Here is a 14392-nt window from a genome sequence, read left to right on the forward strand (position 1 = left end):
CAGCCGCACCTCCTGCGCGAGCGCCGCCGCCGGCACCTCCTCGGCGGGGGCTCCGGCGCCGCTGCCGCCACCGGTCCCCCGCCCGACCAGGGTCCGCGCGCCACACGCCCGGGGCCCGGGGACGCCATCCGGGTGACTCTGCCGCACGTCGTCGACGGCCGCGAGGATCCCGCGGTAGCCGGTACACCGGCAGAGCACGCCGGACATCTGCTCGGGCAGCTCCTCGCTCTCCACCTCCGGGGTGTTGCTGAGCAGGTCGTAGCTGCTCATGAGCATCCCGGGGGTGCAGAACCCGCACTGCAGCGCGTGGTGGGCGGAGAACGCCTGCTGCAGCGGGTGCTGGTCCTCGGGGGTGCCCAGGCCCTCCACGGTCACGATCTCGGCGCCCTCGCACTGCACCGCGAACAGCAGGCAGGCGCGGGCGGCCTCGCCGTCGACGAGCACGGTGCACATGCCGCAGACGCCGTGCTCGCAGCCCAGGTGGGTGCCGGTGAGGCCGAGCTGCTCGCGCAGCACGTCACCGAGGTGGGCGCGGGGCGGCACGGTGACGGTCGTCTCGGTGCCGTTCACCGTCATCGTGATCCCGACGGTCTCGTCGGCGGCGACGCGGTCCCGCGGCTCCGCAGTACCTGTTCGCCTCGGCTCCACCGTGGTCATGAACGCTCCTTCCGATCCCGGGCGCGGTGCAGCGCACGGGACAGCTCGCGGGCGGCGAGCACCCCGAACAACCGGCGCCGGTAGCCGGTGGATCCGTGGGTGTCCCCGCCGGTGTCGACGACCTCGTCGGCCAGTGCGGCGGTGGCCGGGCGCAGGTCGTCCTCGTGCTCGGTGAGCAGCGGTGTCACGTCGCGGGTCACGGCGCGGTCGGAGATCCCGAACCCGGTCAGCCGGGCCTCGGTCACCGCGCCGTCGTCGCCGACCCGCACCCGGGTGACCACCCCGGCGAGCGCGAAGTCGCCGTGCCGGCGGGCGATCTCGGCGAACCCGAAGCCCTCCCCCGGCCGGGCGTGCGGGAACGTCACCGCGACGACGACGTCCTCCGGCCCGGCCGCGGTGGTCATCGCGCCGGTCACGAACTCCTCGGCGGGCATGCTCCGCCGCCCGGCCGGGCCGGCCAGCTCGACCGTCGCCTGCGCGCAGCAGGCGACGGCGGGCAGCTCGGCGGCCGGGTCGGCGTGGGCGAGGCTGCCGCAGACGGTGCCCCGGCTGCGCAGCTCCCGGTGCCCGACGAAGGGCATGGCCATCCCGATCAGCGGGACCGCGCGGGCGGACCGGTCGTGCTCGACCGCGCGCTGCCGCACCGCCGCGCCGATCCGGTACCCGTCCTGCTCCGGTCCCGCTGCCGTCAGCTCGGGCACGGCGGTGATGTCGACCAGGGTGCCGGGGCGGCCCAGGCGCATCGCGAGGACCGGCACCAGGGACTGGCCGCCGGCCAGCACCTTGCCGTCGCCGCCGGCGAGCTCGCCGAGCACGTCGTCGAGCCGGCCGGGGCGGACGTAGGCGAACGGTGCGGCCTTCATCAGCGGCCCGTGAAGTTCGGGGTGCGCTTCTCCCCGAAGGCCTTCACGCCCTCGGCGAAGTCCTCGGTCGCCCGCAGCATCGAGTAGGCCTTCCGCTCCAGCTCGATGCCGGTGTAGAGCGGGCCGTCGACGCCGCGGTCGAGGACCTCCTTGGCGGTGCGCAGCGCGGCCGGGGAGAACCCGGCCATCTTCAGCGCCAGCCCGTCGACCTCGGCGTAGAGCGCGTCGCGGTCGTCGTACAGGCCGGCCAGGATGCCCCAGTCGAGCGCCTGCTGGGCCTGGATCCGGGTCGCGGTCATGATGTGGAACTTCGCCCGGGACAGGCCGATCAGCCGGGCCAGGCGCTGGGTGCCGCCGGAGCCGGGGATCATGCCGAGGTTCATCTCGGGCAGCGCGAGCTGGGTACGGCCGGTGCCGAGCCGGATGTCGCAGGACAGCGCCATCTCCAGCCCGACGCCGAAGCAGTAGCCGTCGATCGCGGCGATGACCGGCTTCGTGCTGCGGGCCGGGGCGGTGACGTCCTGGCCGAGGTCGGTGAGGTCGATCGGGTCGACCTCCATGAACCCGGCGATGTCGCCGCCGGAGGTGAAGTGCTGGCCGTCGGAGCGGATCACCACGACGCGGACCTGCGGGTCCCGGTCGATCTCGGCGAAGCGCTCGGCGACCAGCCGGCGCATCTCCATCGTGACGACCGTGTACTTGCCGTGAGACAGGGTCAGGTACGCGACCCGCCCGTCGTGTGCGCGCTCCAGGACGACGTCGCCGCCGGTGAGTGCCATGTCAGGAGTTCTCCTTCTCGGTGAGCAGTCGGTGCAGTACCTCGCCGTGCAGCGGCAGGCGGGTGATCTCGATCCCGTGGGGGGCCAGCGCGTCGGCGACGGCGTTGGCGTAGGCCACCGGGAAGCTCATGGACGACCCCTCGCCGCAGCCCTTGGCGCCGAGCGGGGTCAGCGGTGACGGGGTCACCACGTGGTCGGTTCGCAGGTCGAACCCGGCCTCGGCGCTGGTCGGGCACAGGTAGTCGAGGAACGTCGCCGCCGTCGGCTGCCCGGAGTCGGCGTGGGTGAACTCCTCGTAGGCGGCACCGCCGAGGCCGTGCACGAGCGCGCCGTAGACCTGGCCGTCGAGCAGGGTCTGATCGAGGACGGTCCCGGCGTCGTGCACCGAGGACACCCGGTCGACCTCGATCTCCAGGGTGTCCGGGTCGATCCGCACCGCGACGATCTCGGCGACGAAGCCGTAGCAGAGCGAGGAGTTGATCCGGTCGTCCGCCGTGGCCGCGCGGGTCTCCCGCGGGGAGAACTCGGCCTCGGCGTAGAGCCGGGCGGGGACACCGTCGGGCAGCGACGCCGGGTCCCAGTGCACGACACCGGCGGCGTGCCGGAAGGCGACCGAACGACCGTCCGGGTGGACGACCTTCCCGTCGAGCAGGGTGAGCTCGCCCGGGTCGGCCCCCTCCAGCAGCGTGGCCCCGGCCGCCTTCACCGTGGCGGCGATGGTGTCCGCGGCGGCGACGACCGCGCTCGTGACGAGCGGCGCGAACCGCGACGAGTACGACCCGGACGTGACCGTCCACGGGGTCGTCGCGGTGTCCATGTCGACGACCGCCCGTACCTGCGCGATCGGCAGCCCGAGCCGCTGCGCCGCGACCTTCCGCGCCACGGTGGCGTGGCCCTGGCCCTGCGGGACCGACCCGAGCAGCACGGTGACGATCCCCTGCAGGTCCACCGACATCCGGACGTGCTCGGTGGAGCCGGACTTGTCCCGGCCCGGTTTGCGGTCCTCGGCGGGGGTGGCCAGCCCGACGTAGCCGATGTTGGTGCCGGACGGGTCGACGACCAGGGCGGTGCCGATGCCGTAGAAGGCGCCCTCGGCCCGGGCCGCCTCGCGCCGGCGCTCCAGCTCGGCCAGGTCGGCGTTCTTCACGGCCAGGTCCAGCGCCGCGGCGTAGTCCCCGGAGTCGTAGACGCCCCCGGTTGCCGTCTCGTGCGGGAACGTCGACACCAGGTTGCGCCGCCGCACCTCGACGACGTCGCGCCCGGTCGCCGCGGCGACCGCGTCCATCAGCCGTTCCAGCCCGAAGTAGAGCTGCTGGCCGCCGAAGCCCCGGTTCAGCCCGGTCGGCATGGTGTTCGTGACCACGGCGCGGGCCCGGATCTCGACGGCGTCGATGCGGTAGGGCCCGGTGATGTTGCCGTAGCAGCGGTAGAGCGTGGAGGGCTCCGGCGGGCGCAGGTAGGCGCCGACGTTGTCGATCAGGTCGGTGCGCAGGGCCGTCACGGTGCCGTCGGCGTCGACCGCGGCGGAGAAGGTCATCGCCCGGTCCGCACCGGTGGAGCTCGCCATCAGGTGCTCGACGCGGTCCTCGGCCCACCGCACCGGCGTGCCGGAGTGCTTGGAGGCCAGCGCCATCAGCACCACGTAGGGGTAGATGCCGGCCTTGATCCCGAAGCTGCCGCCGATGTCGGCGGGGACGTGCAGCCGCACCCGCGACGTCGGGATCCCGAGCGCGCCGGCCATGACCGGGACCATCGAGAACGGTCCGTGGAAGTTCGCCCAGGCCTCGACCGAGGGGCCGGCGTCGCCCTCGTTCCACTGCGCGATGACCGAGTAGCACTCCATCGGCACCGAGGAGTAGCGCGGGAAGTCGTAGCGGCCGGTCACCACGTGCGCGGCGTCGCGGAACCGCTCCTCCACCGGACCGAAGGAGAAGGTTCGGTCGGTGGCGACGTTGGACCCGGCGTCCTCGTGCAGCAGCGGCGCATCCGGCTCCAGCGCGGCGCGGGCCGCGGTGACCGCACCCAGGTCGTCGTACTCGACGGCGACGAGCTCGGCGGCGTCCTCGGCGACGTAGCGGTCCGAGGCGACGACGACGGCGATCGGCTCGCCGACGAAGCGCACCTTGTCCACACCGGTGGGCAGGTAGGGCATCACCGCGCCGGTCGACAGGGGGAAGGGCCGCAGCGCGGCGCGCACCTCGTCGGGGCCGATCACCGCCGCCACCCCCGGATGGGCACGGGCCCGGCTCAGGTCGACCGAACGCAACCGGGCGTGCGGACGGGTGGAGCGCACGACGGTGGCGACCAGCGTGCCGGGCAGCGGGTCCAGGTCGTCGAGGAACGCGCCCCGGCCGGTGACCAGCGCGGCGTCCTCGTCCCGGCTGGGGACCCAGGTGCGGGCGGCCACAGACACATCGGACACATCAGACACGTGCTTCTCCCCTCAGGTCGTACTCGCCCGCGACGAGCGTGCGGCGCAGCGTCTTGCCGACCCCGGACCGCGGGATCGAGTCGACGGCGATCACCCGCTTCGGCCGCTTCAGCGACGGCAGTTGCTCCCGGGCCCAGGCCAGGGCCTGCTCGGCCGCGGCCAGCGGGTCGGTCCCGCGGGCGGGGACCACGAACGCGGTCACCGCGTGTCCCCAGCGCTCGTCGGGCAGTCCGACCACGCAGACGTCGTCGATGGCGGGACAGCGGGTCAGGACCGACTCGATCTCGTCCGGGTAGATGTTCTCGCCACCGGAGTTGATCATGTCGTCGGTGCGGCCGGAGACCCAGAGGTCGCCGTCGGAGTCGGCGACGGCGAGGTCACCGGTGTGGTACCACCCGTCCCGGATGGCCTTGGCGTTCGCGTCCGGCCGGTTCCGGTAGCCGCCGAAGGCCTCGGGCGAGGCCATCGAGACGATCACCTGACCCTGCGTCCCGCGCGGGACCTCCTCGTCGACGGGGGCGCCCGCGTCAGGCGCGATCAGCCGGACCCGGGAGAACAGCCCCGCCCGGCCGGCGCAGCCGGGCTTGGCGGCGACGTCGGGCCCGATGGTGAACGTGTAGATCTCGGTCGAGCCGAAGTGATTGACGAACGAGGTGGGCGCGACCTGGTCGACCAGCTTCTCGGCGAGCGACGGGGTCATGGCGGCACCGGCATAGGCGAGGTTGTCGAGCGCACGGGCGTCACCGAGCCGTCCGGTGCGCAGCAGCGACCAGTAGATCGTCGGCACCAGGTACAGGGACCCGATGTTCTCCTCGAGGATCAGCTGCATCGACTCGTCGGCGTCGAAGGCGGGCTGACCCACCCAGGTGCCGCCGACGACGACGGAGGCCAGCAGCGTGCGCAGGCCCATCGTGTGGAACAGCGGCATGACCCCGAGGGTCGCGACCCCCTGCCGCTGCCGGGTCTGCATCACGTGCGCGACCGCTGCCAGGTGCTCCGCCCGGTGGGTACGCGGGACGCCCTTCGGCTTCCCGGTGGTCCCCGACGTGTAGAGCATGACGCTGAGGTCCGATTCGTCCGGGGCGACGCAGACGGGGCTGTCGAGCCGCTCGGCGAGCTCGTCGACGGCTGCCACGTCCCGCAGCAGGTCCCCGAGGCCGGCGGCGGCGACCCGCTCGGCGTGCGCGGCGTCGGCGACCACCAGGCGGACGTCGGCGTCGCCCAGGCAGTAGCCGAGCTCCTCGACCCCGAACCGGGTCGAGAGCGGCACCGAGACCGCGCCGAGCTTCTGCACGGCCAGGTGCAGGCTCGCGAGCTGCTCGCCGCCGTGCATCACCAGGCCCACCCGGGCCCCCCGCTCCACGCCGAGGCTCCGCAGGGCCCCGGCCAGCCGGTCGGTCCGCGCGTCCCACTCCCGGTAGGAGAGCCACCTGCCGGTTCCTCGTACCGCCGGCCGGTCGGGGTTGCGCTCGACCGCCCATCGCAGCGTCGTCACCAGGTCCATCCGACCCCCTCGTCATTAGTCTGTTTCAGACCATACGGTTCAGACTGTCAGAGGGGAAGCCCCGGATTCCACCGGCCTCGGGAGCGACCCCGTCCGGTGGCATCCGCCGGGAGGAGGGGCGGTCATCGGTGACGGGACGCACGTGCGAGGGTCGAGCCGCATCCGCGGATCGACGACCCGCCTCGTCTAGAGTCCGCGGAGCACCGGCCGGCACGAGAGGAGCGCGGATGCGACTGTCCACGACGTCGTATCTGGTCCTGGGCATGATCGCGTTGCGCGGGCCCTCGACGCCGTACGACCTGAAGCGGGCGGTCAGCCGCTCCGTCGGCTACTTCTGGCACTTCCCGCACGCGCAGCTGTACTCCGAGCCGGACCGGCTCGCCGACGCAGGCCTGCTCGCCCTCGACACCGAGGAGCACGGACGGCGGCGCAAGACCTACTCCCTGACCGACGAGGGCCGGGCGGCCCTGCGCGAGTGGCTGGCAGCACCCACCGCCGAGCACTTCCAGATGCGCGACATCGCCGAGCTCAAGCTGTTCTTCAACGAGGCGGGATCCCCCGACGACGTCGAGAAGCTCGCCCGCGAGCAGATCCGCCAGCACGAGAGCCGGATCGCCGACTACGAGGACATGGTCGCCCGGCACGGCCGCGAGGAGTGGGCCGAGCCGCGCATGATCACGATCGAGCTGGGCCTGGAGATGGAGCACGCCGCCCTGCGGTTCTGGAGCGCGCTGGCGAACGACGAACTCGACCGGCTCCGTCGCGAGCGGGCCGAGCGCGACCCGCGCGACTGAGCACCGGCCCTGTCGGGGGTCGTTCGCTCGCTCCGATCCATGGGTCCGTGACCACCTGGTCCACCGCCGCGTCGACCGGGGCCCTGGTGAGTCCCGGACGACATCCGACCGGACACGGAGTCCGGGCCCGGCCGGATGTCGCACGTCAGTCGGTCGATGACGCAGGCCGTCCGGCGACGTCACGCGTGGCGGCCGTGCCATCCGTCCCGGTCCCGTCCACCGGCTGCTCGGAGAGATGCCCCCGCACCGTCACCATCCGGGGCGGGACCTCGGAACGGAGCCCGGCGACGAGCGCGAAGACCATCGCGAAGACCATGGTGAAGATCGGCAGCCCCACCACGGTGATCACCTGCTCCAGCGCATCCAGCGCGGCATCACCGCCCAGGACGATGAGCGAGGCGGCCAGTGCACCGATGGTGAGCCCCCAGAACACCCGCTGCCGGATCGGGCTGGGCCGGTCGTCACCGGTGCAGAGCATGTCGACGACGAGGGCGGCCGAGTCCGCGGACGTCGCGAAGAACAACGCGACCACGACGACCGCGATACCGGAGACGAGTGTCGCCGCCGGGAAGTTCTCGAAGAAGGCGAACATCGCGAGCGGCACGCTGTCGGCGACGGCGGCCGAGATCGGCCCCCCGGTCCCGCCGATGCCGTCGATCGCCATCGCCGACCAGCCGAAGATCACGAACCAGACGACCGTGAAGGTCGCCGGGGCCACGAGCACCCCGCCGACGAACTGGCGGATGGTGCGCCCCTTCGAGATGCGGGCGAGGAAGACCCCCATGAACGGGGCCCAGGTCACCGTCCACGCCCAGTAGAAGACGGTCCACCCGGCCTGCCAGCCCCAGCCGTCCTCGTCGGTGTAGGGGGCCAGGGAGTCGTTCCAGAAGGACAGCCTCGGCAGGCTCGACAGGTAGAGCCCGGTCGTCTCGATCATCTGTCGGAGGAGGAAGACGGTCTCACCGGCCATGAGTACGAACAACATCAGACCCACCGCGAGTCCGATGTTGAGGTTCGACAGCCGACGGATGCCCTTGTCCAGCCCGACCGCGATCGACCCCGTCGCCACGAGGGTGAGGACGGTGATGACCGCCACCCGCACACCGACGGAGTCCGGCACCCCCAGCAGCGCACTCAGCCCGGCACTGATCTGCGAGGTGCCGAGGCCCAGCGACACCGCGACGCCGAACACCGTGCCGAGCACCGCGAAGATGTCGATCGCCCGCCCGATCGGGCCGTGGATCCGCTCCTTGAGGAACGGATAGAACACCGACGAGACCCGCATCGGCAGGTCGTAGCGGTAGATGAAGTAGCCGAAGGCCAGCCCCGGCAGCGTGAAGATGGCCCAGGTGTGCAGGCTCAGGTGGTACAGCGCGAAGGACATCGCGTCCTGCGCGGCTTGGGCGCTGTAGGGCTCGACACCGTCGACCGGGGGCGCCGTGAAGTGCGAGATCGGCTCCGCGACCCCCCAGAACATCAGGATGGTCCCGATCCCCCCGGCGAACAGCATGGTGAACCAGGACACGTTCGAGTAGGCGGGACGCGCGTCGTCACCGCCCAGGCGCAGGGTGCCGTAGCGGCTCAGGGCCACCCAGATCAGGAACACGAGCCAGGTCGTCACGCCCACGACGAAGTACCAGCCGAGGTTCGTCGTGATCCACCCACGACCCGCGTCGAACGCCGCGCCGATGGGGCCGGGCGCGAGCAGCAGCACCACGAGGAAGGCGATGATCAGACCTGCAGACCAGAAGAAGATCTGCGGGTGGGTGCGCAGGCCGAGCCTGCGCGCGAGTTCCTGCACGTCGCGCTCCTCCTCCGGCCGCCGACCGGTCCGCCCAGTGGTGGTGTTCGCCTCGGGTCGTCGGAGGCAGGGCGGACGGCGACGACGCAGTCGCGCAAAGATGTCCGATAAAGCCCTTGATGTCCACCTGTCGGGGGCTGCGGAGATCGTTGCCGGACCATGCGCGGTGGGTGTGACCAGGAGTCATCTCGGCTCGGCAACGGTCTCACCGGATCAGCCCGACGCCGGCCCTCACGGAGACCCCCTACCGACTACGGGTGCGGTCAGGGCTGCCGTCGTAGGAGTACGTGCTGTCGGCCGGGACGGCTGTACGAACTCAACCGCCCCGGCCTGACCCTCGCATCGCCCCGGGTCGACGCTCGGGATGCGGCGCGTCTGCCCGCTGCGCCGATGCCCAAACGCCGGACCGCCGACACTAGAGGGAGTCGATGTCCTGGGGACGCTCGGCGACCGTGCGGGCCAGGCGCGCCAGCTTCACGTTGATGTCCTGCGAGGTCCGCCGCAGCAGGTCGAAGGCCTGGTCGGCGTCCAGCCCGCGGCGGGCCATCAGGATGCCCTTGGCCTGGCCGATGACGTCACGGGTCTCGATCGCCGTCTGCAGATGTGCCTGCTTGAGCTCCGCGGCCGAGATCGCGTCGGTGGTCGCCAGCGCGAGCGAGGCGTAGCCGGCCAGGATGGTCAGGCGGTCGAGGTCGGCGCGGCCGAAGGCCTGCGGCTCGGAGGCGTACACGTTGAGCGCCCCCGGCAGCCGGGGCGGCCGGGCGTCGGGGAGCAGCTCGACCGCGGCCACCGAGAGGAACCCGTGACCCACCGCGGTACCGGCCAGCTCGGGCCACCGCTCCTCGTGCCGCAGGTCGTCCGACACCGCGGACGCGGGGCCGTCCTCGCGGGCGGCGTCGACGCAGGGACCGCGACCGCTGCGGTACTGCACGACGTCGATCTCCTCGGCCGGCCCGCCGGTGGACACCGGTGTGTAGTAGTGGCCTGCGTCGTCGCGCATCGTCACGCTCGCCATCGCCGCCACGGGCACGACGCGTGTCACGGCGTCGAGCACACGGTCCAGCACCTCGGCGACCGTCGCACAGTCCAGGAGCGCCGGTGCGAGACGCCGGAATTGCCCGACGACGTCAGCGTCGGCGTCGACCGTGGCGGCGTACGGGGCGGGGCACGCGCCGTCGGTGCTGCGCTCCGACTCGTCCGGCGTCCCCATCGGCTCTGGTCGCGTCAACTCCACCCGGCGGGGTGACCCCTCGTGGGCGCGGCTAAACCTCGCGAGGCGATGCCGCCGCAGGCCGTCCGCTCGCGTTGCGCTCGGTCTCGTGTCCACACGACGTGGGCGTCCCGCCGACGGCGGTCGAGCCCGATCGCTTGACGCCCACTCGCTGGGCTTCTAGCCTAACTGAAGTCAATTCACCTTCACTTCCGGTACTGCACTTCCGGTACGACGTGCCGACGGGGGGACCATGGACGAGCCGCGGACCGCATCCCGGGCCGATCTCCTGGTCCTCGGCGGCGGCATGGCGGGCCTGTCGGCGGCGGCGCGTGCCGCCGGACACGGCCTGCGGGCGGTCCTGGTCGACTGCGCCCCGGACCTGGGCGGGTCCGCGCGGTACGCCGGCTACCTGTGGACGGCCGCCACCCCCGAGGTCATGGCGGAGGTCAACCCCGGCGGCTCCCCCGAGCTGCGGGACACCGTCGTCGCGGGGTTCCCCGCAGCTCTCGACTTCGTCCGTGATCTCGGGGTCGACCTCGGGTCCGCGGTGCCCGTGCTGCGCTACGGCATCGGCCACCGGGTCGACACGGGCGCGTTCGTCGCCGCCTGCCGCCGACGCGTCGCGGGCGCCGGTGAGATCCTCCTGGGCGTCCGCGCCGAGCGGCTGCTGACACACTCCACCGGCCGCGTCGCCGGCGCACGGATCGTGACCGCGGACGGCACCCGGCAGGACATCATCGCGACGACGACGCTGCTCGCCACCGGCGGGTTCCCCGCCGACCCGGACCTGCGGGCCGAGCACGTGCACCCGCAGGCCCGCGACATCGCCGCACGGTCCAACCCGTGGAGCACCGGGGACGGCCTGCGCCTCGCGACGGCCGCCGGCGCCCGGATCACGAACTCCGGCGGCGGCTTCTACGGCCACCTCGTACCGGCCGGCGTCCACCTCACGCCCGAGCTGTACGTCGAGGCGGCGCTCTACTACAGCGAGCACGCCCTGCTGTTCAACCTCGCGGGCGAACGGTTCGTCGACGAGAGCCTCGGGGACCACCTGACCACGATCGCCCTGGTGGAGCAGCCGGAGTGCCGGGGCCTGCTGGTGACCGACGCCCGCGGCCACCGCGACCGCGTCCGGGCGCCCTACGTCGCAGGCGGCCCGGCGAACGACAAGTTCGAGTTGGCCCGGCGGCGCGGCGCCCGCTGCGTGGTGGCCGGATCGGCGGAGGACTTCGCCCACGTGCCGCCGGAGTGGGGCTACGACGGCCCACGGATCGCGGCGGAGATCGCCCGGCTCGCCTCCGGCGGGCGCCCCCACCCGCCGCGGTCGGTCCTCCCCCGCCTGCTGGACGAACCGCCGTACTACGTCGTCGAGGCGACCGCGGCGATCACCTTCCCGTTCGCCGGGATCGACACCGACGGACACGGGCGGGTCCGGTCCTCCGGCGGCGGTGTGATCGACGGGCTGTACGCCGCGGGCGCGGACGTGGGCGGCCTCTACCGCAACGCCTATGCGGGCGGCCTCGCACCGGCCGTCGTCCTCGGGCTCGCCGCCGCGGACGCCGCCCGCGAGCGGGCCCACCTCCCACCGGGCACCGCCCCGCACTGACCGCACCATCACCCCCGGATCCCTCCAGCGCGCAAAGGAGCGCCATGTCGAGCACGACCTCCCAGGACGCCGCCCGGATCGGTCGCCGGGCCAGTACGGCCGCGGCCGTCGGCACGGCCATCGAGTACTACGACTTCGCCATCTACGGCTACCTCGCGGTGGTGCTCGCCCCGCTGTTCTTCCCCTCCCAGGACGGGCTCATCGGGGTCCTGGCGACGCTGACGGTCGTGGCCAGCGGCTTTCTGGCCCGGCCCATCGGTGGGCTGTTCTTCGGCCGCCTGGGTGACCGCCGCGGTCGCCGCACGGTGCTGATGGTCACCGTCGCCGTGATGGGCGTCGCCACCGTGCTCACCGGGCTCCTGCCCACCTACGCACAGGTGGGGGTACTCGCCCCGATCCTCCTCACGGTGCTGCGGATCGGGCAGGGCTTCTCCGCCGGTGGTGAGATCGGAGGGGCGGCCTCGCTGGCCACCGAATCCGCCCCGTCGAGACGACGGGGCCTGTTCGGATCGGCCACCTCGGTCGGCATCGCGCTCGGTCTCGCCGGTGCGGCGGCCGTCGTGGGCACCGTGACCGCGCTGACCACGCCCGAACAGCTGGCGGCCTGGGGATGGCGCATCCCGTTCCTCATCGCCGGGCCGCTGCTGGTCGGCGCGGTCCTGTACCGGATGCGGGTCGAGGACTCGCCGCTGTTCCAACAGATGATCGACACCTCCGAGCCGCCCAAGGCCCCCATCACCGAGGTCGTCCGCGACCACCGGCGGTCGGTGTTCGGTGTGATCGGCGTCGCCTACGCGACGATGACGGCAGGCGGGCTCAGTTCGGTCTACCTGCTCGTCCACCTCTCGGCCGTGCTCGGGTACTCGCTCACCGGGGCGCTGTGGCTGATCGTGCTCATCGTGCTGCTCCCGATCGGGCTCATCCCGTGGGCGGGCGCGCTGAGCGACCGCTTCGGCCGGCGGACCGTCCTGACCGCCGGACTCGTCGGTTTCGCCGTACTCGCGGTGCCCTGCTACTGGGTGATGCAGCAGGGGTCGATCGGGCTCGCCGTGGTGGCCGCCCTCGTGCTGAACGTGCCGTTCGGGATCTGCCAGGGCGTGATCTACACGCTCTACTCCGAGCTGTTCCCCACCCGGGTCCGCTACACGGGTGTCTCGATCGGGTTCAACATCGGCGGGGTCATCGGGTCCGGGCTGGTGTCGGTCATCGCGACCTCGCTTGTGTCGCTGAGCGGCAACACCCTGGCCCCGGCGTTCTACCTGGTGTTCGCTGCGCTCGTCGGGATCGGCGTGATCGCGGTCCTGCGGGAGACCTCGGGGGGCACGCTCGCCGAGGACGTGACCGGCCGGGCCGCGGAGCCGGCGTGACCCTGCCGATGGCGGGTCGCCGGGTTGTCGTCACCGGCGCCGGGAGCGGTATCGGGCGCTCCGTCTGCGACCGGCTCTGTGCCGCAGGTGCCTCCGTGGCCGGCCTGGACATCGACGGCGACGCCCCGGCGGTCGGCGGCCGCCGGCACATCGGGTGCGACGTCCGCGACGAGGACGCGGTGGCGCAGGCGTTCGACCGGGCGGCGCGCGAGCTGGGCGGGATCGACGGCCTGGTCACCTGTGCCGGCGTCACCGACGGGACGCCGACCGGCGAGACCACGCTCGCCACCTGGGAGACGGTCGTCGGCGTCAACCTGACCGGCACGTTCCTCGCCGTGCGCGCCGCAGCAGGTCACCTCGTCCGGGCGGGCGGGGGCTCCGTCGTCACCGTCGGCTCGGTCGCGTCGCTGGTGGCGGCGGGCCGGTCGGCGGCCTACGACGCGTCGAAAGGGGGCGTCCTGGCCCTCACCCGGTCGATCGCCACGGAGTACGCCGACCGGGGTGTGCGGGCCAACTGCGTCTGCCCCGGCCCGGTCGGGACCGGGCTCGCCCGCAACAGCACCCGGCACCTGGGGCTCGCCCCGGACTCCCGTACCGGCGTGCCGGGCCGGGTGTCGCCGCCACAGGCTCGTACGGCCGACCCACGGGAGGTCGCCGACGTGGTGGTGTTCCTCCTGAGCGACGCCGCCGCTTTCGTCACCGGGGCGGCCGTCCCGGTCGACGGCGGGTACACCGCGGTATGACCGACCACCACCGATCACCTCAGGAGCCACCGTGCGTGCCTACCGGATGACGGCGACGGGGACGGCCCGGCTCGTCGAGCTGCCGCCCCCGCCGATCGGTCCCGACCAGGTCCGGCTGCAGGTCCTCGCCGCGGGCGTCTGCCACAGCGACCTGCACGTCCTCGACGCGCCGGCCGCGATGTGGGAGCCCCCGTTCACCCTCGGGCACGAGATCTGCGGGACGGTCACCGATCTCGGCGCCGGGACCGACCCGGGACTGCTCGGCCGACAGGTGGTCGTGCACGCCCCGTACGGCTGCGGGCGCTGCCGCCGGTGCGCCTCGGGGGCCACGAACGACTGCGACCGCCGCCGGGAGCTACCGGCGGGGCTCGGGCTCGGCGTCGACGGCGGGATGGCCGACGAGATCGCCGTCGACGCAGCCCGGCTGGTCGACGCCGACGGGCTCGACCCCGCCGAGGCGGCGGCGCTCACCGACGCCGGCCTGACGTCGTACCGGGCGGTGGCCGGCTCGGTGGACCTCCTGGGCGATCCCGGGGCGGTCGCGGTCGTGATCGGGGTCGGCGGGCTCGGGCACCTGGCCGTCGGCGTGCTGCGCGCCCTGACCGGCGCCCGGGTCGTGGCGGTGGACACCCGC

Annotated in this window: 12 protein-coding genes; 5 read left to right on the top strand and 7 right to left on the bottom strand. The window is 73.1% G+C overall.

The features are described from left to right. The 5 genes from GTW08_RS17765 to GTW08_RS17785 form a co-directional block, all read right to left on the bottom strand. A partial coding sequence (locus GTW08_RS17765) for a (2Fe-2S)-binding protein (protein WP_161152253.1) occupies positions 1–657 on the bottom strand: 657 nt, incomplete at its 3' end. Further along, a complete protein-coding gene (locus tag GTW08_RS17770) occupies positions 654–1520 on the bottom strand; it encodes an FAD binding domain-containing protein (RefSeq protein ID WP_093353927.1) in 867 nt (288 codons plus the stop codon). The genes GTW08_RS17765 and GTW08_RS17770, both read right to left, overlap by 4 nt. Further along, positions 1520–2299, bottom strand: a complete 780-nt coding sequence (locus tag GTW08_RS17775; RefSeq protein ID WP_161152254.1) for an enoyl-CoA hydratase/isomerase family protein — start codon at positions 2297–2299, stop codon at positions 1520–1522. The genes GTW08_RS17770 and GTW08_RS17775 overlap by 1 nt, the downstream gene beginning before the upstream one ends. Before the next feature lies 1 nt (position 2300). Next, positions 2301–4706, bottom strand: a complete 2406-nt coding sequence (locus GTW08_RS17780) for a xanthine dehydrogenase family protein molybdopterin-binding subunit (RefSeq protein ID WP_301548957.1) — start codon at positions 4704–4706, stop codon at positions 2301–2303. A gap of 16 nt (positions 4707–4722) precedes the next feature. After that, on the bottom strand, positions 4723–6234 hold the full coding sequence (locus GTW08_RS17785) for a class I adenylate-forming enzyme family protein (RefSeq protein WP_073577275.1): 1512 nt from the start codon (positions 6232–6234) through the stop codon (positions 4723–4725). 227 nt (positions 6235–6461) lie between these two features. Between GTW08_RS17785 and GTW08_RS17790 the strand changes: the two genes are divergently transcribed. After that, complete coding sequence (locus tag GTW08_RS17790) at positions 6462–7028, top strand: PadR family transcriptional regulator (RefSeq protein WP_073577276.1); 567 nt, start codon at positions 6462–6464, stop codon at positions 7026–7028. Between the two features lie 145 nt (positions 7029–7173). Here the strand turns inward: GTW08_RS17790 and GTW08_RS17795 are convergent, their stop codons facing one another. Together GTW08_RS17795 and GTW08_RS17800 are read right to left on the bottom strand one after the other, a co-directional pair. Beyond that, positions 7174–8829 (bottom strand): BCCT family transporter, encoded by a 1656-nt coding sequence (locus tag GTW08_RS17795; RefSeq protein ID WP_083658940.1) that lies wholly within the window; start codon positions 8827–8829, stop codon positions 7174–7176. Between the two features lie 415 nt (positions 8830–9244). Next, entirely contained in the window at positions 9245–10039 is a 795-nt protein-coding gene (locus tag GTW08_RS17800) for a GAF and ANTAR domain-containing protein (RefSeq protein ID WP_073577277.1), read from the bottom strand. A gap of 253 nt (positions 10040–10292) precedes the next feature. Between GTW08_RS17800 and GTW08_RS17805 the strand changes: the two genes are divergently transcribed. From GTW08_RS17805 to GTW08_RS17820, 4 genes are all read left to right on the top strand, one after another. Beyond that, the gene (locus tag GTW08_RS17805) at positions 10293–11648 is read left to right on the top strand and encodes an FAD-binding protein (protein WP_073577278.1); all 1356 of its coding nucleotides are present in this window, start codon (positions 10293–10295) and stop codon (positions 11646–11648) included. 44 nt (positions 11649–11692) lie between these two features. Beyond that, on the top strand, positions 11693–13015 hold the full coding sequence (locus GTW08_RS17810) for an MFS transporter (RefSeq protein WP_073577279.1): 1323 nt from the start codon (positions 11693–11695) through the stop codon (positions 13013–13015). 8 nt (positions 13016–13023) lie between these two features. Next, complete coding sequence (locus GTW08_RS17815; protein ID WP_073577327.1) at positions 13024–13758, top strand: SDR family NAD(P)-dependent oxidoreductase; 735 nt, start codon at positions 13024–13026, stop codon at positions 13756–13758. Between the two features lie 31 nt (positions 13759–13789). Beyond that, the coding region (locus GTW08_RS17820) for an alcohol dehydrogenase catalytic domain-containing protein (RefSeq protein ID WP_346009925.1) at positions 13790–14392 on the top strand (603 nt) is incomplete at its 3' end.

The sequence above is a fragment of the Pseudonocardia sp. SID8383 genome (assembly GCF_009864975.1).
Classification (GTDB): Bacteria; Actinomycetota; Actinomycetes; order Mycobacteriales; family Pseudonocardiaceae; genus Pseudonocardia; species Pseudonocardia alni.

Bases quoted from the DNA above. Each gene is read 5' to 3' on its own strand.
- GTW08_RS17770 (WP_093353927.1), bottom strand. From the start codon at position 1,520: ATGAAGGCCGCACCGTTCGCCTACGTCCGCCCCGGCCGGCTCGACGAC.
- GTW08_RS17775 (WP_161152254.1), bottom strand. From the start codon at position 2,299: ATGGCACTCACCGGCGGCGACGTCGTCCTGGAGCGCGCACACGACGGG.
- GTW08_RS17785 (WP_073577275.1), bottom strand. From the start codon at position 6,234: ATGGACCTGGTGACGACGCTGCGATGGGCGGTCGAGCGCAACCCCGAC.
- GTW08_RS17790 (WP_073577276.1), top strand. From the start codon at position 6,462: ATGCGACTGTCCACGACGTCGTATCTGGTCCTGGGCATGATCGCGTTG.
- GTW08_RS17800 (WP_073577277.1), bottom strand. From the start codon at position 10,039: ATGGGGACGCCGGACGAGTCGGAGCGCAGCACCGACGGCGCGTGCCCC.
- GTW08_RS17805 (WP_073577278.1), top strand. From the start codon at position 10,293: ATGGACGAGCCGCGGACCGCATCCCGGGCCGATCTCCTGGTCCTCGGC.
- GTW08_RS17810 (WP_073577279.1), top strand. From the start codon at position 11,693: ATGTCGAGCACGACCTCCCAGGACGCCGCCCGGATCGGTCGCCGGGCC.
- GTW08_RS17815 (WP_073577327.1), top strand. From the start codon at position 13,024: ATGGCGGGTCGCCGGGTTGTCGTCACCGGCGCCGGGAGCGGTATCGGG.